The organism is Streptomyces vilmorinianum, from assembly GCF_005517195.1.
In the GTDB taxonomy this organism is placed as follows: Bacteria; Actinomycetota; Actinomycetes; order Streptomycetales; family Streptomycetaceae; genus Streptomyces; species Streptomyces vilmorinianum.
The window spans coordinates 1,902,841-1,922,033 of record NZ_CP040244.1; the positions used below are offsets into that span (position 1 = coordinate 1,902,841).

The following is a 19,193-nucleotide window of genomic DNA, read 5'->3' on the forward strand; positions in this document are numbered from 1 at the left end:
CCAGACGCGGTATGCGGGGACAAGGATTTGGCCCCCGGGGCCGAGGAACCGGGCCTCCTCATGGCTGATCGTGTAGTCGGGCACCCCTGGAACGTCCTGGCGCCCGCCTGCCGAGCACGCCACAGAAGAGAGACCCCATGTCCTGGCTGTCCAGATTCAGCCTCGCGCAACGGGCCCTGATCGGGCTGATGTCCATCGTCGCCATCGTCTTCGGAGCGATAGCGATACCGCAGCTGAAGCAGCAGCTGTTCCCCTCGATCGAGCTGCCCATGGTCTCGGTCCTCGCCCCGTACCAGGGCGCTTCTCCCGACGTGGTCGAGAAGCAGGTCGTCGAGCCGCTCGAGAACACCATCAAGGCCGTCGACGGCGTCAAGGGGGTCACCTCCACGGCGTCCGAGGGCAACGCCCTCATCATGGCGAGCTTCGACTACGGCGACGAGGGCACCAAGCAGCTCGTCGCCGACATCCAGCAGGCCGTGAACCGGGCCAGGGTCGCCCTGCCCGACGGCGTCGACCCGCAGGTCGTCGCCGGCTCGACGGACGACATCCCGACCGTCGTCCTCGCCGTGTCCTCTGGCATGGACCAGCCTGGGGGTACCCCCAGGCCGGAGGCTCTGGGGGATCTCGCCGACCAGCTGGAGCGGACCGTCGTGCCCGCCCTCGAGGACATCGACGGCGTCGGCCAGGTCTCCATCGACGGCGTCCAGGACCTCCAGGTCTCCGTCACCCCGGACGAGCGGAAGCTCGCCGCGGCCGGCCTGAACACGATGAAGCTCGCCGAGGCCCTCAGGGCGGGCGGAGCCACCGTTCCCGCCGGCTCCTTCTCCGAGGACGGCAAGAGCCGCACGGTCCAGGTCGGCGGCGGCTTCACCTCGCTCCAGCAGATCCAGGACCTGCGCATCAAGCCCGAGAAGGGCGCGGCCGTCCGCCTCGCCGACGTGGCCACGGTGAAGCAGGAGGAGTCCTCCCGGGTCTCCATCACCCGTACCAACGGCAGGCCGAGCCTCGCCGTCATGGCCACCATGGACAACGACGGCAGCGCCGTCGCCATCTCCGACGCGGTCAAGGACAAGCTGCCCGAGCTCCGCGAGGACCTCGGCGCCGGCGCCGAGCTGACGGTCGTCTCCGACCAGGGCCCGGCCGTCTCCAAGTCGATCTCCGGTCTGACGACGGAGGGCGCGCTCGGACTCGTCATGGCCGTCCTGGTGATCCTGGTCTTCCTGGCCTCGCTGCGCTCGACCCTGGTCACCGCGGTCTCCATCCCGCTCTCGGTCGTCCTGGCCCTGATCGTGCTGTGGACGCGCGACCTGTCGCTCAACATGCTGACGCTGGGCGCTCTCACCATCGCCATCGGCCGGGTCGTCGACGACTCGATCGTGGTCCTGGAGAACATCAAGCGGCACCTCGGCTACGGCGAGGAGCGCCAGGCGGCGATCCTCACGGCGGTACGCGAGGTCTCGGGCGCCGTGACCTCCTCCACCCTCACCACGGTCGCGGTCTTCCTGCCGATCGGCCTGGTCGGCGGCATGGTCGGCGAGCTGTTCGGCTCGTTCAGCCTGACGGTCACCGCCGCCCTGCTCGCCTCCCTCCTGGTCTCGCTCACCGTCGTCCCGGTCCTCTCGTACTGGTTCCTGCGCGCCCCCAAGGGCACGTCGGCGGACCCGGAGGAGGCCCGGCGCCTGGCCGAGGAGAAGGAGAACAAGAGCCGGCTCCAGCGCCTGTACGTCCCGGTCCTGCGGTTCGCGACCCGCCGCCGCCTCACCAGCGTGGCGATCGCGCTGGTCGTCCTGGTCGGCACCTTCGGCATGGCCCCGCTCCTGAAGACCAACTTCTTCGACCCGGGCGAGCAGGAGATCCTCAGCATCAAGCAGGAGCTGGCCCCGGGCACCAGCCTCGGTGCGGCCGACGAGGCCGCGAAGAAGGTCGAGCAGGTCCTCTCCACCACCGACGGCGTGAAGGACTACCAGGTCACGGTCGGCTCCTCGGGCTTCATGGCCGCCTTCGGCGGCGGCACGGGCGCCAACCAGGCCTCGTACCAGGTGACGCTGGAGGACTCGGCGTCGTACGAGACGACCCGCGACGCCATCGACGCGTCCCTTGCCAAGCTCGACGGCATCGGCGACACGACGATCGCGGCGGGCGACGGCTTCGGCAGCCAGGACCTGAGCGTGGTCGTCAAGGCGTCCGACGCGGACACCCTGAAGAAGGCGTCCGAGGCCGTCAAGGCCGAGGTCGCCGAGCTCGACGACGTCACCGACGTCCAGAGCGACCTGTCCCAGTCGGTGCCGCGGATCTCCGTCAAGGCCACCGCCAAGGCGGCCGACCTCGGCTTCGACGACACGACCCTCGGCATGGCCGTCGCGCAGGCGGTCCGTGGCACCCCGGCCGGCAAGGCGATCCTCGACGACACCGAGCGGAACATCGTCCTGACCTCGGCGAAGCCGGCCACGACGATGGCGGAGCTCAAGGCGCTGCCGCTCGGCCCGGTCAAGCTCGGCGACATCGCCGACGTACGGCTCGTCCCCGGCCCGGTCTCGATGACCCGGATCGACGGCTCGCGCGCGGCGACGATCACGGCCAAGCCGACCGGTGACAACACCGGCGCGGTGAGCGCCGCACTCCAGTCGAAGATCAACGCTCTGGAGCTCCCTGAGGGCGCGACGGCCTCCATCGGCGGCGTCTCCGAGGACCAGTCCGAGGCCTTCCTCAACCTGGCCCTCGCGATGCTCGCGGCGATCGCGATCGTCTTCATGCTCCTGGTCGCGACCTTCAGGTCCCTGATCCAGCCGCTGATCCTGCTGGTCTCGATCCCGTTCGCGGCGACCGGCGCCATCGGTCTGCTGGTGGCGACCGGCACGGCGATGGGCGTCCCGGCGATGATCGGCATGCTGATGCTGATCGGCGTCGTGGTCACCAACGCGATCGTCCTGATCGACCTGATCAACCAGTACCGGGCCCAGGGCCTGGGCGTCGTCGAGGCGGTCGTCGAGGGTGGCCGCCACCGTCTGCGACCGATCCTGATGACGGCGCTGGCGACGATCTTCGCGCTGCTCCCGATGGCCCTCGGCATCACCGGTGAGGGCGGCTTCATCGCCCAGCCGCTGGCGGTGGTGGTGATCGGCGGTCTGATCACCTCGACGCTGCTTACGCTGCTCCTGGTCCCGACGCTCTACGCGATGGTCGAGCTCCGCAAGGAGCGCCGCGCGAAGAAGAAGGCGGCGAAGCGGTCGGCGAAGTCCGACGAGGCGCCGCTCCCGCCGCAGGCGAAGGAGTCGGCGAAGGTCTGACCGTTCGTGGGGCCCCGGCCCCGTACGCCGAAGGGGCGCCCCCGCTCGGGGGCGCCCCTTCGGCGTACGTACAGAACCGTTACGGCAGCGCCAGCATCCGCTCCAGCGCCAGCTTCGCGAAGCTCTCCGTCTCCTTGTCGACCTGGATCCGGTTGACCAGGTTGCCCTCGGCCAGCGACTCCAGCGCCCACACCAGGTGCGGCAGGTCGATCCGGTTCATCGTCGAGCAGAAGCAGACCGTCTTGTCGAGGAAGACGACCTCCTTGTCCGGGTGCGCGTCGGCCACGCGGCGGACCAGGTTCAGCTCCGTGCCGATCGCCCACTTCGAGCCGGCCGGGGCCGCCTCCAGGGTCTTGATGATGTACTCGGTCGAGCCGACGTAGTCCGCGGCCGCCACGACCTCGTGCTTGCACTCCGGGTGCACGAGCACGTTCACGCCCGGGATCCGCTCCCGTACGTCGTTGACCGAGTCCAGCGAGAAGCGGCCGTGCACCGAGCAGTGACCCCGCCACAGGATCATCTTGGCGTTGCGCAGCTCCTCGACGGTCAGGCCGCCGTTCGGCTTGTGCGGGTTGTACAGGACGCAGTCGTCGAGCGACATGCCCATGTCCCGCACCGCGGTGTTTCGGCCCAGGTGCTGGTCGGGCAGGAACAGGACCTTTGTCGAATGGGGCTCCCCCTGCTCGAAGGCCCAGTCCAGGGCGCGCTTGGCGTTCGACGAGGTGCAGATCGTGCCCCCGTGCTTGCCGGTGAAGGCCTTGATGTCGGCCGAGGAGTTCATGTACGAGACCGGCACGACCTGCTCGGCGATGCCGGCCTCGGTCAGCACGTCCCAGCACTCGGCGACCTGCTCGGCCGTGGCCATGTCGGCCATCGAGCAGCCGGCCGCGAGGTCCGGCAGGACGACCTTCTGGTCGTCGGTGGTGAGGATGTCGGCCGATTCGGCCATGAAGTGCACACCGCAGAAGACGATGTACTCGGCCTCCGGGCGCGCCGCCGCGTCACGGGCGAGCTTGAAGGAGTCGCCCGTGACGTCGGCGAACTGGATGACCTCGTCGCGCTGGTAGTGGTGCCCGAGGACGAAGACCTTGTCCCCGAGCTTCTCCTTGGCCGCGCGGGCGCGCTCCACCAGGTCGGGGTCGGAGGGCGACGGAAGGTCGCCGGGACACTCCACTCCGCGCTCGCTCTTCGGGTCGGCCTCGCGGCCGAGCAGCAGCAGGGCGAGCGGCGTCGGCTGGACGTCCAGGGGCTGGGCGGTGGTCACGTCACGCACCCTTTCTTTCTGCGGAAGACCTTTTCGTCTAAATGACGCTATCTATCATAACTGCTTCACGTCAGTTTGACGATGTCCATAGTGTCGATGTGACGAATTCGCTCTCCACGCGGCGGCACTTGCCGGTGCCGGGCTGTGCAGGGCTGTGCTGGTCCGCGAGCGGGTGTGCGAGCATGAAAGGGAAAGACTAGGGCTCGCCCGGAATGAATCCCGGGCCCCGCCGGTTGCAACCGTCGGCAAGCAGTCTCCGTTCTCCGTACAACCCGGGAGAGAAGCAGATGTCCGTATCGGACGAGAAGACCACTGTCAGCGACGGCATCCTCCTGTCTGACGCCGCCGCGGCCAAGGTCAAGGCCCTCCTCGACCAGGAAGGCCGCGACGACCTGGCGCTGCGTGTCGCCGTACAGCCCGGCGGCTGCTCCGGCCTGCGCTACCAGCTCTTCTTCGACGAGCGTTCGCTCGACGGCGACGTCGTCAAGGACTTCGACGGCGTCAAGGTCGTCACCGACCGCATGAGCGCCCCGTACCTGGGCGGCGCCTCCATCGACTTCGTCGACACCATCGAGAAGCAGGGCTTCACGATCGACAACCCGAACGCCACGGGCTCCTGCGCCTGCGGCGACTCGTTCAGCTGAGTCGCGCGTCACGTCGCCAGTCGTACGTACGAAGGCGGCCGCCCCGGACATCCGGGCGGCCGCCTTCGTGCGTACACCTCACCGCCTCACTTACGGGGCACCGGCTCCCCGCTCGCCGCGTCCACGACCGCCCGGGCGCCCAGCGGCTGCTCCAGCGTCACCGTCCGGGTCACCTCCACCGCGATGGCGATGCAGACCCTGTCCGGGTCCATGGGCCGCTCCGCCACCTTCACGGTGACCTTGTCGGCGCTCTCCCGCGCCGACACCGTGTACTCGCTGCACACCCCGCCCCAGAAGGTCACCGAGAGCTTCGTGCCCGCCCCGTCGACCCGGTACGACTCCACGCGCCGCGCGGGCTCCGTGCCCTCGTCCGGAACCGGTGTGGGGGTCGGGGGAGGCGTCGGGGCCGGCTTCTCCGGGGGCGCCAGATGCTCCGGAGCCACCGCCGTCCGTACGACGGTGAAGGGCCGGGCCCCCGGCTTCTCCTCCACCGAGAACAGCCAGGCCGGCACGAGCGCCCGCTTGTCGTCCACGTACTGCGACGCGAGCCCGAACACCGCACCGGTCACCGTCAGCTCCCGCTGCGGGGCGTCCGGCTCGCAGGTCATCGCCGGGGCGTCCGCGCCGCCCTCCGTCGTGACGGCCGGCGGATCGGTCGCGCAGCCGCCGATACCGATCGTGCCCGCACCCGCCTTGTTCAGCTCCTCGAGGGCCTTCTCGGCGCCGATCACGGGATACGTGTGGCCCGCCACCGGGTCCTTCAGCTGCCCGCTGCCCGCCACCAGCGCACCGTCGGGTCCGACGTGGATCCCCGTCGACCAGCCGTACGTCGGCAGCCCGCCCACGACCGGCTCGGCGTTGACGACCCGTACCGTCCCGCCCATCAGCTGGCTCGTGTCCAGCTTCGCGTCCTCCTGGCCGATCGCCTTCAGGACGGGCGTGGCCGCCGCCCGCGCCGCCGCCTCGCTCACCGGCGCACCGCCCGGGGGCTTCGTCTCTCCCGGCGGCGGGCACGCCTTGCCCTTGAGGCAGGTGTCGCCGGCCGGACCCCCGTCGTACCGGGAGAACGTCCAGCTGCCCGGGGCCTCGGCCATCACGTCGAGGCGCAGCCCCTCGCCGTCCTTCTCCGGCGCGATCTTCCAGACCGCGCCCTCCAGCCTCGGCGTGCCCGCGATACCGAGCGCCCTTGCCAGCCGGGTCACGTCCGCCGAGGTGACCTTGCCCTCGGGCAGGTGGACCGCGGCCGAGGAGGGCCCGTCGGGGAGGGGCCCCTTGGCCTTGTAGACGGCGCCGCCGCCGGGGTCGGGCTCGCCCGGCGCGATACCGGGTCCTGGGCCCGTGTCCGTGCCGTCGAGGCGCAGCGGCGGGGGAGCGGCCGCCCCGGAAGGCCGGCCGTCACCCTCCGATGCCGTGGTGGCGAGATACGCCCCGCCGCCCCCGGCGAGCAGGACGCTCGCCGCCACCGAGGCGACGAGCAGCGGCCGGTGCCGCATCCGCCGGTTCTCCGTACCGCTCACCGCATCGCTCCTTCATCCCTGGAAGACATCAGTGGGACGGAATGGGCGAGCGGGTGGTTCCGTCCCTCAGGCGCCGTATTCGGAGGTGGCGTCGATCAGCCGTGCCGAATCGGGCGGGACGACGACACCGTGGATGAGGGCCGGGGAGACCGGGGCGGCCACGGAGGCCGCGGGCACCACCCAGTGCGGGGCCATCCGCGCGCTGTCGCCGCGCAGCTGGGCCAGGCTGAGCTCGGACTCCTGGTGCTCACGAGGAGCGGGGTACGTGGACATAGGCGCACCGTACGCACGGCACAGCTTCGGGGAAAAGGCCTACTCTGGGGTAGTTTCCACTGTTCGGCAGGGCGCTTTCCACCGGGTAGCGTGAACTGTCAACCCCTTTCCGTCCCGCAGGAGCGCTCAGCCGTGCGTATCGCAGTCACCGGCTCCATCGCCACCGACCACCTCATGACCTTCCCCGGCCGGTTCGCAGACCAGCTCGTAGCGGACCAGCTCCACACGGTCTCCCTCTCCTTCCTCGTCGACAACCTCGACATCCGGCGGGGAGGCGTCGGCCCGAACATCTGCTTCGGCATGGGCCAACTCGGCGGCAACCCGATCCTCGTGGGCGCGGCCGGATACGACTTCGACGAGTACCGCGCCTGGCTCGACCGCCACGGCGTCGACACCGGCTCGGTGCGGATCTCGGAGGTCCTGCACACCGCCCGCTTCGTCTGCACCACGGACAAGGACCACAACCAGATCGGCTCCTTCTACACGGGCGCGATGAGCGAGGCCCGGCAGATCGAGCTGAAGGCCGTCGCCGACCGCGTGGGCGGCCTCGACCTCGTCCTGATCGGCGCCGACGACCCCGAGGCGATGCTCCGCCACACGGAGGAGTGCAAGACGCGCGGCATCCCGTTCGCCGCCGACTTCTCCCAGCAGATCGCGCGGATGAACGGCGACGAGATCCGCACCCTGCTCGACGGCGCCACCTACCTCTTCTCCAACGAGTACGAGAAGGGCCTCATCGAGTCCAAGACGGGCTGGACCGACGCGGAGATCCTGGGCCGGGTCGGCCACCGGGTCACCACGCTCGGCTCGCGCGGCGTGCGCATCGAGAGCGTCGGCGGCCCGGTCATCGAGGTCGGCTGCCCGGAGGAGGAGGCCAAGGTCGACCCGACGGGCGTCGGCGACGCGTTCCGCGCCGGCTTCCTGACCGGTCTGTCCTGGGGCGTCAGCCATGAGCGCGCGGCCCAGGTCGGCTGCATGCTCGCGACGCTGGTGATCGAGACCCTCGGCACCCAGGAGTACACCCTGCGCCGCGCCCACTTCATGGAGCGCTTCACCAAGGCGTACGGCGACGACGCCGCGGTCGAGGTCCAGGCGCACCTGTCCTGACCCGGAGCGTGCCGGGGCGGGCATCCCCGCCCCGGCGCCCCGCCCCCGCACCTCGGTGCCTACCGCCTACGCCACCCGGCGCACCACGTACGCCGTGCCGCCCTCAGGGGACGGCTCCTCGCCCACGTACTCCTGGCCGCGCATCTCGCACCAGGCGGGGATGTCCAGGCGGGCCGCCTCGTCGTCGGCGAGGACGGTGACCGTGTCGCCCACGGGTACGTCGCCGATCACCTTCGCCAGTTCGATGACCGGGATCGGGCAGCGCTTGCCCCGCGCATCGACCACGAGCGCCCCCGACCCGTCCGCCCCCGTCACCGCCTCCGGGGCGCCGAGCCGCTCCCGTACCTGCGCGACCACCCCCGGCAGCACCTCCAGGAAGCGGTCCACGTCCTCCTCCGGCGTTCCCGTCGGCAGCGAGACCCGTACGTTTCCCTCGCTCAGCACCCCCATCGCACGCAGCACATGGCTGGGCGTCAGCGTCGAGCTGGTGCACGACGAACCGGACGAAACGGAGAAACCCTCCCGGTCCAGCTCGTGCAGCAGGGTCTCCCCGTCGACATAGAGACAGGAGAACGTGACCAGATGGGGGAGCCGGCGCACCGGGTCGCCCACCACCTCCACGTCCGGCACCAGCTCCGGCACCCGGGCGCGGATCCGGTCCACCAGAGCCCGCAGCCGTACCGACTCGGCCTCCGCCTCCGCCCGCACCGCCCGCAGCGACGCCGCCGCGGCCACGATCCCCGGCAGGTTCTCGAAGCCGGGCGCCCGCCCCGACTCCCGCTCGTCCGCCGGACCTTGAGGCGCGAACCGCACCCCCTTGCGTACGGCGAGCAGCCCCACCCCGGCCGGTCCGCCCCATTTGTGCGCACTCGCCGCGAGCAGCGACCAGTCGCCCTCCACCGGTCCCCACGCCAGCGACTGCGCCGCGTCGACCAGCAGCGGCACCCCCGCGGCGCGGCAGGCCTCCGCGACCTCCGCCACCGGCTGCACCGTCCCCACCTCGTGGTTGGCGGACTGCAGACAGGCCAGCGCGGTCCCCGCGTCCAGGGCCGCCGCGAAGGCCGCGGCCTCCACCGCCCCGGACCGGTCCACCGGCACCTCCGCCAGCGACCCGCCCGCCGCCGCGTGCGCCTCGGCCGCGTGCAGGACGGAGGAGTGCTCGACCGCCGAGAACACCAGCCGGGTTCCGACACGCCGACGCCCCGCGAGCGCGCCGGAAATTCCGGAGTGAACCGCGCGCGTCCCCGAAGGAGTGAACACGAGCTCGTCGGGGCGGCAGCCCACGGCCTCCGCGGCGGCCTCCCGCGCCGCGTCCAGGAGCAGCCGGGCCCGCCGCCCCTCGCGGTAGAGACGGGCGGGGTCGGCCCACCCCTCGTCCAGGGAGGCAAGCAGCGCCTGGCGTGCGACGGGGTGGAGCGGTGCGGAGGAGGCGGCATCGAAGTAGGGCACACGACCACGCTAGCCCCCGTGCGCCGACCCTCCGTCAGATGCCCCGCCCGCGCCGCCGGTCGGACCTCCCCCAGGGGTCCGGGACCCCCCTCCGGAAGGGCGGGGTCCATCCCTTCGGGGAGTCGGACGGCGCGTTGGGCACCCTCCCCGCGCGACCCCAAATAGCGTCCAGTAGGGTTTGGTCCGCATAAACATCCAAACCCCTGCCCGCGGCCGGGGCGGCGACCGACCAGCGTGACGGACGGCCGTGGCCGACCAGCGCGGGCCGAGACTCTCGGGAAGGCGCTACGTGAGTCCCAACGGCTCCGACCGCTCGTCGCGGCGCCCGATGCGGCGGAAGCTGCCGCAGGTGCTGACTGCGGGCCTGATCCTGGCGACAGCCACGGGCTGCTCGTACAACTGGGAAGACTTCCCCCGCCTTGGTATGCCGACCCCGGTGACGGAAGAGGCGCCCCGGATCCTTTCCCTCTGGCAGGGCTCGTGGGCGGCTGCGCTCGCCACGGGTGTCCTGGTGTGGGGTCTGATCATGTGGGCGGTCATCTTCCACCGGCGCAGCCGCACCAAGGTCGAGGTACCTCCGCAGACGCGGTACAACATGCCCATCGAGGCGCTCTACACGGTCACTCCGCTCATCATCGTCTCGGTGCTCTTCTACTTCACCGCGCGTGACGAGTCGAAGCTCCTCGAACTCTCCGACAAGCCGGCCCACACCATCAACGTGGTCGGCTACCAGTGGAGCTGGGGCTTCAACTACGTCGAGAACGTGCCCGGAGTGACGGGCGACGCGCAGACGAACCCCAACCTGGCGGCCATTCCGGACCGGTACAAGGACGACTTCCCGGCGAACGCCGGCGGCGTCTACGACGCCGGTATCCCCGGTGACCGGAACCCGCAGACCGGCAACCCGGGCCCGACCCTGTGGCTGCCCAAGGGCGAGAAGGTCCGGTTCGTCCTGACCTCCCGTGACGTCATCCACTCCTTCTGGGTGGTCCCCTTCCTGATGAAGCAGGACGTCATCCCGGGGCACACCAACGCCTTCGAGGTCGTCCCGACGCAGGAGGGCACCTTCCTCGGCAAGTGTGCCGAGCTCTGCGGTGTCGACCACTCCCGGATGCTCTTCAACGTCAAGGTGGTCTCCCCGGAGCGCTACCAGCAGCACCTGAAGGAGCTGGCGGAGAAGGGGCAGACCGGCTACATCCCGTCGGGCATTGAGCAGACGGACCCGGCCAGGAATGCGGAGAAGAACCAACTGTGAGCATCCTCAACGAACCCCAGGGTGCGGCCGCGGCTGAGGACTCGTACGAGAACGAGCTCCCGGTACGCCGCAGGCAGCCCGGCAACGTCGTGGTGAAGTGGCTGACGACCACCGACCACAAGACGATCGGCACGATGTACCTGCTGACGTCGTTCGTCTTCTTCATCATCGGCGGTCTGATGGCGCTCTTCATGCGCGCCGAGCTTGCCCGTCCGGGCACGCAGATCATGTCGAACGAGCAGTTCAACCAGGCGTTCACGATGCACGGCACGATCATGCTGCTGATGTTCGCGACGCCGCTGTTCGCCGGATTCGCGAACTGGATCATGCCGCTGCAGATCGGCGCGCCCGACGTGGCGTTCCCGCGGCTGAACATGTTCGCGTACTGGCTGTACCTCTTCGGCTCGATCATCGCGGTGGCCGGCTTCCTCACCCCGCAGGGTGCGGCCGACTTCGGCTGGTTCGCCTACTCCCCGCTGTCGGACGCCGTCCGCTCGCCGGGTGTCGGTGCCGACATGTGGATCATGGGTCTGGCCTTCTCCGGCTTCGGCACGATCCTCGGTTCGGTCAACTTCATCACCACGATCATCTGCATGCGCGCTCCGGGCATGACGATGTTCCGGATGCCGATCTTCACCTGGAACGTGCTGCTGACCGGTGTTCTGGTCCTGCTCGCCTTCCCGGTGCTCGCGGCCGCGCTGTTCGCCCTGGAGGCGGACCGGAAGTTCGGCTCGCACATCTTCGACGCGGCCAACGGTGGAGCGCTGCTGTGGCAGCACCTCTTCTGGTTCTTCGGCCACCCCGAGGTGTACATCATCGCGCTGCCGTTCTTCGGCATCATCTCCGAGGTCATCCCGGTCTTCAGCCGCAAGCCGATGTTCGGTTACATCGGTCTGGTGGCCGCGACGATCGCGATCGCGGGTCTGTCCGTGACGGTGTGGGCGCACCACATGTACGTCACCGGTGGTGTGCTGCTGCCGTTCTTCTCCTTCATGACGTTCCTCATCGCCGTACCGACCGGTGTGAAGTTCTTCAACTGGATCGGAACGATGTGGAAGGGCTCGTTGTCCTTCGAGACACCGATGCTCTGGGCCGTCGGCTTCCTGGTCACGTTCACCTTCGGTGGTCTGACCGGCGTCATCCTGGCCTCGCCGCCGATGGACTTCCACGTCTCCGACTCGTACTTCGTCGTCGCGCACTTCCACTACGTCATCTTCGGCACCGTGGTCTTCGCGATGTTCTCCGGCTTCCACTTCTGGTGGCCGAAGTTCACGGGCAAGATGCTGGACGAGCGGCTCGGCAAGATCACCTTCTGGACGCTGTTCGTGGGCTTCCACGGCACGTTCCTGGTGCAGCACTGGCTCGGTGCCGAGGGCATGCCGCGTCGTTACGCGGACTACCTGGAGGCCGACGGCTTCACCCTGCTGAACACGATCTCGACGATCTCCTCCTTCCTGCTCGGCCTGTCGATGCTGCCGTTCTTCTACAACGTATGGAAGACCGCCAAGTACGGCAAGAAGATCGAGGTCGACGACCCGTGGGGCTACGGCCGTTCGCTGGAGTGGGCGACGTCCTGCCCGCCGCCGCGGCACAACTTCCTCACCCTGCCCCGGATCCGTTCCGAATCCCCGGCGTTCGACCTGCACCACCCTGAGATCGCCGCTCTCGACCAGCTCGAGAACAAGCCTCACGAGGTGGCTGCCCTCTCCGGTGGCAAGGAGGCCGGCAAGTGAAGATCCAGGGCAAGATGTTCATCTGGCTGAGCGTCTTCATCCTCGCCATGGCGATCCTCTATGGCGTGTGGTCGAAGGAGCCGGTCGGTACGACGGCGCTCTTCCTGGCCTTCGGCCTCGCCATCATGATCGGCTACTACCTGGCCTTCACGGCCCGGCGAGTGGACGCCATGGCGCAGGACGACAAGGAGGCCGACGTCGCGGACGAGGCCGGCGAGCTGGGCTTCTTCGCCCCGCACAGCTGGCAGCCGCTCTCGCTGGCCCTCGGTGGCGCTCTCGCCTTCCTCGGTGTCGCGATGGGCTGGTGGATCCTGTACTTCTCGGCTCCGCTGATCCTGGTCGGCATCTTCGGCTGGGTGTTCGAGTTCTACCGCGGTGAGAACCAGAACCAGTAGCAGGACCCGGCAGGACCCGCAGGACCCGCAGGACCCCGAGGGGCCCGGACGCTTCGTCACCGAAGTGCCCGGGCCCCTCTTTTGCAGCACTCGGCGCGCTGGCTCCGAGGAATGTTCTTACGGTGATGTCATGAACGACACGCCGCGCATTCGGACTGTTCCGATCTGCACTCTTCTGGCCCTCACCGTCACCGCCGGCGCCACCGCCTGCGCGGGCTCCCAGGGCCATCCGCTGTCGGCGAGGCCGTACGACGCGGAGCGGCAGATCTCCTTCAACGCTCCCGAGGACGGCAAGAAGGCCGACCCGGACAAGGCGCTGGAAATCACGGCCAAGGGCACGGACGGCCGCATCACCGACGTGACGGCCGTCGACGCGACCGGGCACCACCTGGCGGGCGAACTCACCGCGGACGGCCAGCGGTGGCGTTCCACGGGCTCTCTGACGGCCGGCGGCCGCTACACGGTCAAGGTGGCCACGGAGGACGAGGACGGCGCTCCCGGCACCCGTACGTTCACGTTCGAGACGGCCCCGGCCAAACGGGCCCTGACCGTGAAGTTCGGCCCGGAGGCGGGCAAGTACGGCGTCGGACAGCCCATCACGGCCGACCTCAGCCTCCCCGTCAAGGACCGGGCGGCCAGGGCGGTGGTCGAACGGGCCCTGAAGGTGCGCTCCACGCCGTCGGTGGAGGGCGGCTGGCACTGGGTGGACGACAAGAAACTGCACTTCCGTCCGAAGGAGTACTGGCCCGCCGGGGCGGCGATCACGGTCACGGGCAACCTCGCGGGCGTCAAGGTCGGCGACAAGCTCTACGGCGGCGAGTCGAAGCCGCTGAAGCTGACGATCGGCGACCGGATCGAGGCGATCGCGGACGCGGGCTCGTACTCCATGACCGTGCGGCGCAACGGAAAGGTGATCAAGACCATTCCGGTGACCACCGGGAAACCGGGCTTCTCCACCCGTAACGGGATCAAAGTCATCCTCGGCAAGGAGTACTTCGTCCGGATGCGGGGCACCAGCGTGGGCATCGCGGCGGGCAGCGCGGAATCGTACGACCTGCCCGTCTACTACGCGACCCGCGTCACCTGGAGTGGTGAATACGTCCACGCCGCGCCCTGGTCCGTCGGCTCACAGGGCGTGGCGAACGTCAGTCACGGCTGTGTCGGCATGTCGACAGGGAACGCGGCCTGGTTCTTCGAGACCGTCCGCCCCGGCGACATCGTGAAGACCGTCAACAGCTACGGCGACACAATGGACACGTTCGGCAACGGCTTCGGCGACTGGAACATGCCCTGGGACAAGTGGCGCAAGGGCAGCGCCCTGGTGACCGACACCAAGAGCGCCGCCCACGAGCCGAACCCGAACCGGCTCAGGCCCTCAATTTGAGGGCTCGGTGCACCTCCGGGGCGCTCAGCCAGGCGCTTGTCAGGCGTCCACGGCGAGGCGCTTGCGCAGCAAGGACGCCAGGGACGCCGTGAACTCGACCGGTTCCACCGGAAGGGTGACCGCGGCGTCCGCGCGGCTCCAGGTGGCCAGCCAGGCGTCCTGCGGGCGGCCGATCAGGATCAGTACGGGCGGGCAGCGGAAGACCTCGTCCTTGATCTGGCGGCACACGCCCATCCCGCCCGCCGGCACCGCCTCGCCGTCCAGGACGCACGCGTCGACGCCGCCCTCGTCCAGCCGCTTCAGCAGGGCCGGGAGTGTCGCGCATTCGATGAACTCGACCGGGGGAACGTCGGCCGCTGGCCTGCGCCCCGCAGCCAGCCGCACCTGTTCCCGCGTGTTCGCGTCGTCGCTGTAGACCAGGACCGTGGCGCTCGACTGCATCGTTCCTCCGTGAAGGTCATCAACCGATGCGGCGGATGCTACTCCGTCCCACACCCCGTCAACACCGGTTCGACACCGGCTGGGAGGCCGCATCGATGGGCCGTTCGGCTTGGCCACAGGCCCCTGACACTCCGAACGGCACCCCCCGGAGTGAGGGCGGGATAAGCGACCGACATAATGTCGGTCGTGGCGACAGTAACGACAGTAGAAACCGGGCACGCGCACCCGTCGGTCAATCGACCGAACCTCACCAGCGTCGGAACCATCATCTGGTTGAGTTCCGAGCTGATGTTCTTCGCGGCCCTCTTCGCGATGTACTTCACCCTGCGATCGGTGACGGGTGCCGAATTCTGGGCGGAACAGGCCGAGGCCCTGAACTTCCCGTTCTCGGCCACCAACACCACGATCCTGGTGCTCTCCTCCCTCACCTGCCAGCTCGGCGTCTTCGCCGCGGAGCGGGGCGATGTGAAGAAGCTCCGGACGTGGTTCATCATCACGTTCGTGATGGGTGCGATCTTCATCGGCGGCCAGGTCTTCGAGTACACCGAGCTGGTCAAGCACGAGGGTCTCTCGCTCTCGTCGGACCCGTACGGCTCCGTGTTCTACCTGACCACCGGCTTCCACGGCCTGCACGTGACGGGCGGTCTCATCGCCTTCCTGCTGGTCCTGGGCCGGACGTACGCCGCCAAGAGGTTCACTCACGAGCAGGCAACCGCCGCCATCGTCGTGTCCTACTACTGGCACTTCGTCGATGTCGTCTGGATCGGCCTCTTCGCCACGATCTACATGATCAAGTAATCGGGGCGCCCGCTCGGCGAACCGAGACATCCAGCAAGCATCGACGCAGAAGATCCTGACACCGGGGTAATCCGTGAAAAAGCTCTCCGTACGACGACGCCATCCGCTGGCGGCGGTCGTCGTCCTCCTTCTCGCGCTGGCGGCCACTGGGGGGCTGTACGCCGCGTTCGCACCCGCGGGCACGGCGAAGGCCGAAGAATCCGCCCAGTCCCTCGCCATCGAGGAGGGCCAGAAGCTCTACGCCGTCGGCTGCGCCAGCTGCCACGGAACCGGCGGTCAGGGCACCTCTGACGGCCCGTCCCTCGTGGGCGTCGGTTCGGCGGCCGTGGACTTCCAGGTCGGCACCGGCCGTATGCCGGCCCAGCAGCCGGGCGCCCAGGTGCCGAAGAAGAAGGTCATCTACTCGCAGGCTCAGATCGACCAGCTTGCGGCGTACGTCGCCTCCCTCGGTGCCGGTCCGATCACGCCGAAGGAGGGCCAGTACAGCCCCGACGGCGCCAACATCGGCCGCGGTGGCGAACTGTTCCGCAACAACTGCGCCCAGTGCCACAACTTCACCGGTGAGGGCGGCGCGCTGACGCACGGCAAGTACGCCCCGAACCTCGAAGGCGTGAGCCCCAAGCACCTGTACGAGGCCATGCTGACCGGCCCGCAGAACATGCCCTCCTTCCCGGACACGACGATGCCCGAGAAGGAGAAGAAGGACATCATCGCGTACGTCCAGGCCGTCAACAGCGACAAGGCCGACAACCCCGGCGGGTTCAAGCTCGGTGGCCTCGGCCCGGTCAGCGAGGGTCTGTTCGCATGGGTCTTCGGCCTGGGTGCGCTGATCGCAGTTGCCGTCTGGGTCGCGGCCCACACCGCTAAGGCCAAGAAGTCATGAGTAGCCAAGAGATTCCAGAAGAGAACCTGCCCGTAGAGCAGGCCACCGCGCACGGCGCGGTGAAGGTCGCCGAAGACCCGTTCGCCGACCCGGGCCTTCCGCCCCACAAGCCGCGTATCCAGGACATCGACGAGCGGGCCGCCAGGCGGTCCGAGCGTGCGGTCGCCTTCATGTTCACGCTGTCGATGCTGGCCACCGTCGGCTTCATCGCCTCGTACGTGATCTTCCCCGTGGACAAGATCGTGTACATCTGGCCGTTCGGCCGGGTGAGCGCGCTCAACTTCTCGCTGGGTCTGACCCTCGGTGCCGCGCTCTTCTTCATCGGCGCGGGTGCGGTCCACTGGGCCCGCACCCTGATGTCCGATGTCGAGATCGCCGACGAGCGTCACCCGATCGAGGCCTCCCCGGAGACCAAGGCGAAGGTCATGTCGGACTTCGCGGCCGGTGCCGCCGAGTCGGGCTTCGGCCGCCGCAAGCTGATCCGCAACACGATGTTCGGCGCGCTGTCGCTCGTACCGCTCTCCGGTCTCGTGCTGCTTCGTGACATGGGCCCGCTGCCCGAGAAGAAGCTCCGCTCCACCATGTGGGCCGAGGGCAAGCAGCTCATCAACATGAACACGCACGAGCCGCTGCGTCCCGAGGACGTCGCCGTCGGTTCGCTGACGTTCGCGATGCCCGAGGGCCTCTCGGAGCACGACCACGACTTCCAGGTCCAGATCGCCAAGGCCGCCCTGATGATCGTCCGTATCCAGCCGGACGACATCAAGGACAAGCGCGAGCTCGAGTGGTCGCACGAGGGCATCGTCGCCTTCTCGAAGATCTGCACCCACGTGGGCTGCCCGATCTCCCTGTACGAGCAGCAGACGCACCACGTGCTCTGCCCGTGCCACCAGTCCACCTTCGACCTCTCCGACGGCGCCCGCGTCATCTTCGGCCCGGCCGGTCACGCCCTCCCGCAGCTGCGGATCGGCGTGAACGACAAGGGCTTCCTCGAGGCGCTCGGCGACTTCGACGAGCCCGTCGGCCCTGCCTTCTGGGAGCGCGGATGAGCACTGTGACCGATACGAAGAAGAAGGCACCCGCCGGCGAGCGGGTGGCCGACTGGGCCGACGGCCGCCTGGGGATCTACTCCCTGGCCAAGGCCAACATGCGCAAGATCTTCCCGGACCACTGGTCCTTCATGCTGGGTGAGGTCGCGCTCTACAGCTTCATCGTCATCATCCTCACGGGTGTGTACCTGACGCTGTTCTTCCACCCGTCGATGAACGAGGTGGAGTACCACGGCAGCTACGTCCCGCTCCAGGGACAGCTGATGTCCGAGGCGTTCAACTCGACCATGCGCATCTCCTTCGATGTGCGCGGTGGTCTGCTCATCCGGCAGATCCACCACTGGGGCGCGCTGATCTTCCTCGCGGCGATGTTCGTGCACATGATGCGCGTGTTCTTCACGGGCGCGTTCCGCAAGCCGCGTGAGATCAACTGGCTGTTCGGCTTCCTGCTGTTCTTCCTGGGCATGTTCACCGGCTTCACCGGTTACTCGCTCCCGGACGACCTGCTCTCCGGCACCGGTGTCCGCTTCATGCAGGGCGCGATCCTGTCCGTGCCGATCGTCGGCACGTACCTGTCGATGTTCCTGTTCGGCGGCGAGTTCCCCGGCGGCGACTTCGTGGCCCGGTTCTACTCGGCCCACGTCCTGCTGCTGCCCGGCATCATGCTCGGCCTGGTGGTCGCCCACCTGATCCTGGTCTTCTACCACAAGCACACGCACTACGAAGGGCCGGGCCGCACCAACAAGAACGTCGTCGGCATGCCGCTGCTGCCGGTCTACATGGCCAAGGCCGGAGGCTTCTTCTTCCTGGTCTTCGGTGTCATCGCGGTCATCTCGGCGGTCGCCTCGATCAACCCGATCTGGGCGCTCGGCCCGTACCGTCCGGACCAGGTGTCCACCGGCGCGCAGCCCGACTGGTACATGGGCTTCTCCGAAGGCCTGATCCGTGTCATGCCCGGCTGGGAGATCAACCTCTGGGGCCACACGCTGGTCCTCGGCGTCTTCATCCCGCTGATGATCTTCCCGCTGGTCCTGGTCGCGATCGCGGTCTACCCGTTCATCGAGTCCTGGATCACCGGGGACAAGCGCGAGCACCACATCGCGCAGCGTCCGCGCAACGCCCCGACCCGGACGGCGTTCGGCGTCGCCTGGATCACGGCGTACATGGTGTTGCTGATCGGTGGTGGAAACGACCTCTGGGCCACCCACTTCCAGCTGTCGATCAACTCGATCACCTGGTTCGTCCGGATCTTCTTCTTCGTCGGACCGGTCATCGCGTTCATCGCCACCAAGCGGATCTGCCTCGGCCTCCAGCGCCGCGACAAGGACAAGGTGCTGCACGGCCGCGAGTCCGGCATCATCAAGCGCCTGCCGCACGGTGAGTTCGTCGAGGTCCACCAGCCGCTCAGCCAGGGCGAGCTCTACCGCCTCACGGCCCACGAGCAGCACGAGCCGGCCGAGCTCGGTCCGCTGGTCGACGAGAACGGCGTCGAGCGGAAGATCGGCCGCATGGAGAAGCTGCGGGTCAAGCTCAGCAAGGGCTACTACGGCGAGGAGAACCAGATCGCCAAGCCCACCGCCGAGGAGTACAAGGAGATCACGAGCGGCCACGGCCACCACTGATCACCTTCCCCCCAGGGCTTCGCCCCGGGGGGACCCCTAGAAGGTCGCCACAGCGGGAGCCCCGTCCATTCGATGGACGGGGCTCTTTGCCG

Annotated in this window: 16 protein-coding genes; 11 read left to right on the forward strand and 5 right to left on the reverse strand. The window is 68.7% G+C overall.

All coding sequences use genetic code 11. The features are described 5' to 3' along the window. Nucleotides 1-137 precede the first annotated feature (137 nt). On the forward strand, nt 138-3,287 hold the full coding sequence (locus tag FDM97_RS08900) for an efflux RND transporter permease subunit (RefSeq protein ID WP_137989817.1): 3,150 nt from the start codon (nt 138-140) through the stop codon (nt 3,285-3,287). 79 nt (nt 3,288-3,366) lie between these two features. Here FDM97_RS08900 and nadA read toward each other — a convergent pair whose 3' ends face one another. Continuing rightward, nucleotides 3,367-4,560: a quinolinate synthase NadA gene (gene nadA, locus FDM97_RS08905; protein WP_137989819.1), complete on the reverse strand. Its 1,194-nt coding sequence runs from the start codon at nt 4,558-4,560 to the stop codon at nt 3,367-3,369. Nucleotides 4,561-4,838: 278 nt separating this feature from the next. On the opposite strand from nadA, the gene FDM97_RS08910 reads away from it, so the two are divergent. Beyond that, nucleotides 4,839-5,195, forward strand: a complete 357-nt coding sequence (locus FDM97_RS08910) for a HesB/IscA family protein (RefSeq protein ID WP_018848827.1) — start codon at nt 4,839-4,841, stop codon at nt 5,193-5,195. A gap of 86 nt (nt 5,196-5,281) precedes the next feature. On the opposite strand, the gene FDM97_RS08915 is transcribed toward FDM97_RS08910, so the two are convergent. Continuing rightward, entirely contained in the window at nt 5,282-6,688 is a 1,407-nt protein-coding gene (locus FDM97_RS08915; RefSeq protein WP_137994736.1) for a hypothetical protein, read from the reverse strand. Nucleotides 6,689-6,778: 90 nt separating this feature from the next. Then, on the reverse strand, nt 6,779-6,985 hold the full coding sequence (locus FDM97_RS08920; RefSeq protein ID WP_137989821.1) for a hypothetical protein: 207 nt from the start codon (nt 6,983-6,985) through the stop codon (nt 6,779-6,781). 132 nt (nt 6,986-7,117) lie between these two features. On the opposite strand from FDM97_RS08920, the gene FDM97_RS08925 reads away from it, so the two are divergent. Next, complete coding sequence (locus tag FDM97_RS08925; RefSeq protein WP_137989824.1) at nt 7,118-8,092, forward strand: carbohydrate kinase family protein; 975 nt, start codon at nt 7,118-7,120, stop codon at nt 8,090-8,092. 66 nt (nt 8,093-8,158) lie between these two features. On the opposite strand, the gene FDM97_RS08930 is transcribed toward FDM97_RS08925, so the two are convergent. Then, the gene (locus FDM97_RS08930) at nt 8,159-9,541 is read right to left on the reverse strand and encodes a cysteine desulfurase/sulfurtransferase TusA family protein (RefSeq protein ID WP_137989826.1); all 1,383 of its coding nucleotides are present in this window, start codon (nt 9,539-9,541) and stop codon (nt 8,159-8,161) included. Between the two features lie 289 nt (nt 9,542-9,830). Here FDM97_RS08930 and ctaC point away from each other — a divergent pair, with 289 nt between their 5' ends. From ctaC to FDM97_RS08950, 4 genes are all read left to right on the forward strand, one after another. Then, nucleotides 9,831-10,796 carry an aa3-type cytochrome oxidase subunit II gene (gene ctaC / locus FDM97_RS08935; RefSeq protein WP_137989828.1) on the forward strand — a complete coding sequence of 322 codons (966 nt, stop codon included), beginning with the start codon at nt 9,831-9,833 and terminating at the stop codon, nt 10,794-10,796. After that, a complete protein-coding gene (ctaD, locus tag FDM97_RS08940) occupies nt 10,793-12,529 on the forward strand; it encodes an aa3-type cytochrome oxidase subunit I (RefSeq protein WP_137989830.1) in 1,737 nt (578 codons plus the stop codon). The genes ctaC and ctaD overlap by 4 nt, the downstream gene beginning before the upstream one ends. Continuing rightward, a complete protein-coding gene (locus FDM97_RS08945) occupies nt 12,526-12,924 on the forward strand; it encodes a cytochrome c oxidase subunit 4 (RefSeq protein ID WP_137989832.1) in 399 nt (132 codons plus the stop codon). The genes ctaD and FDM97_RS08945 overlap by 4 nt, the downstream gene beginning before the upstream one ends. A 130-nt stretch (nt 12,925-13,054) precedes the next feature. Further along, the gene (locus FDM97_RS08950) at nt 13,055-14,308 is read left to right on the forward strand and encodes a L,D-transpeptidase (protein ID WP_137989835.1); all 1,254 of its coding nucleotides are present in this window, start codon (nt 13,055-13,057) and stop codon (nt 14,306-14,308) included. Between the two features lie 39 nt (nt 14,309-14,347). On the opposite strand, the gene FDM97_RS08955 is transcribed toward FDM97_RS08950, so the two are convergent. Then, nucleotides 14,348-14,749, reverse strand: coding sequence for a response regulator transcription factor (locus tag FDM97_RS08955; RefSeq protein WP_137989837.1), 402 nt, complete (start codon nt 14,747-14,749; stop codon nt 14,348-14,350). 177 nt (nt 14,750-14,926) lie between these two features. Here FDM97_RS08955 and ctaE point away from each other — a divergent pair, with 177 nt between their 5' ends. The 4 genes from ctaE (at nt 14,927) to qcrB (ending at nt 19,101) form a co-directional block, all read left to right on the forward strand. Further along, nucleotides 14,927-15,547, forward strand: coding sequence for an aa3-type cytochrome oxidase subunit III (gene ctaE, locus FDM97_RS08960; RefSeq protein ID WP_137989839.1), 621 nt, complete (start codon nt 14,927-14,929; stop codon nt 15,545-15,547). A 73-nt stretch (nt 15,548-15,620) separates the two neighbouring features. Further along, a complete protein-coding gene (qcrC, locus tag FDM97_RS08965; protein ID WP_137989841.1) occupies nt 15,621-16,430 on the forward strand; it encodes a cytochrome bc1 complex diheme cytochrome c subunit in 810 nt (269 codons plus the stop codon). Continuing rightward, the gene (gene qcrA, locus FDM97_RS08970; protein WP_137989843.1) at nt 16,427-17,479 is read left to right on the forward strand and encodes a cytochrome bc1 complex Rieske iron-sulfur subunit; all 1,053 of its coding nucleotides are present in this window, start codon (nt 16,427-16,429) and stop codon (nt 17,477-17,479) included. Before qcrC ends, qcrA begins: the two co-directional genes overlap by 4 nt. After that, nucleotides 17,476-19,101, forward strand: a complete 1,626-nt coding sequence (qcrB, locus tag FDM97_RS08975) for a cytochrome bc1 complex cytochrome b subunit (protein ID WP_137989844.1) — start codon at nt 17,476-17,478, stop codon at nt 19,099-19,101. Before qcrA ends, qcrB begins: the two co-directional genes overlap by 4 nt. The last annotated feature ends 92 nt before the right edge of the window (nt 19,102-19,193 follow it).

Bases quoted from the DNA above. Each gene is read 5' to 3' on its own strand.
- FDM97_RS08900 (WP_137989817.1), top strand. From the start codon at position 138: ATGTCCTGGCTGTCCAGATTCAGCCTCGCGCAACGGGCCCTGATCGGG.
- FDM97_RS08910 (WP_018848827.1), top strand. From the start codon at position 4,839: ATGTCCGTATCGGACGAGAAGACCACTGTCAGCGACGGCATCCTCCTG.
- FDM97_RS08915 (WP_137994736.1), bottom strand. From the start codon at position 6,688: ATGCGGCACCGGCCGCTGCTCGTCGCCTCGGTGGCGGCGAGCGTCCTG.
- FDM97_RS08920 (WP_137989821.1), bottom strand. From the start codon at position 6,985: ATGTCCACGTACCCCGCTCCTCGTGAGCACCAGGAGTCCGAGCTCAGC.
- FDM97_RS08950 (WP_137989835.1), top strand. From the start codon at position 13,055: ATGAACGACACGCCGCGCATTCGGACTGTTCCGATCTGCACTCTTCTG.
- FDM97_RS08955 (WP_137989837.1), bottom strand. From the start codon at position 14,749: ATGCAGTCGAGCGCCACGGTCCTGGTCTACAGCGACGACGCGAACACG.
- ctaE (WP_137989839.1), top strand. From the start codon at position 14,927: ATGTCGGTCGTGGCGACAGTAACGACAGTAGAAACCGGGCACGCGCAC.
- qcrA (WP_137989843.1), top strand. From the start codon at position 16,427: ATGAGTAGCCAAGAGATTCCAGAAGAGAACCTGCCCGTAGAGCAGGCC.
- qcrB (WP_137989844.1), top strand. From the start codon at position 17,476: ATGAGCACTGTGACCGATACGAAGAAGAAGGCACCCGCCGGCGAGCGG.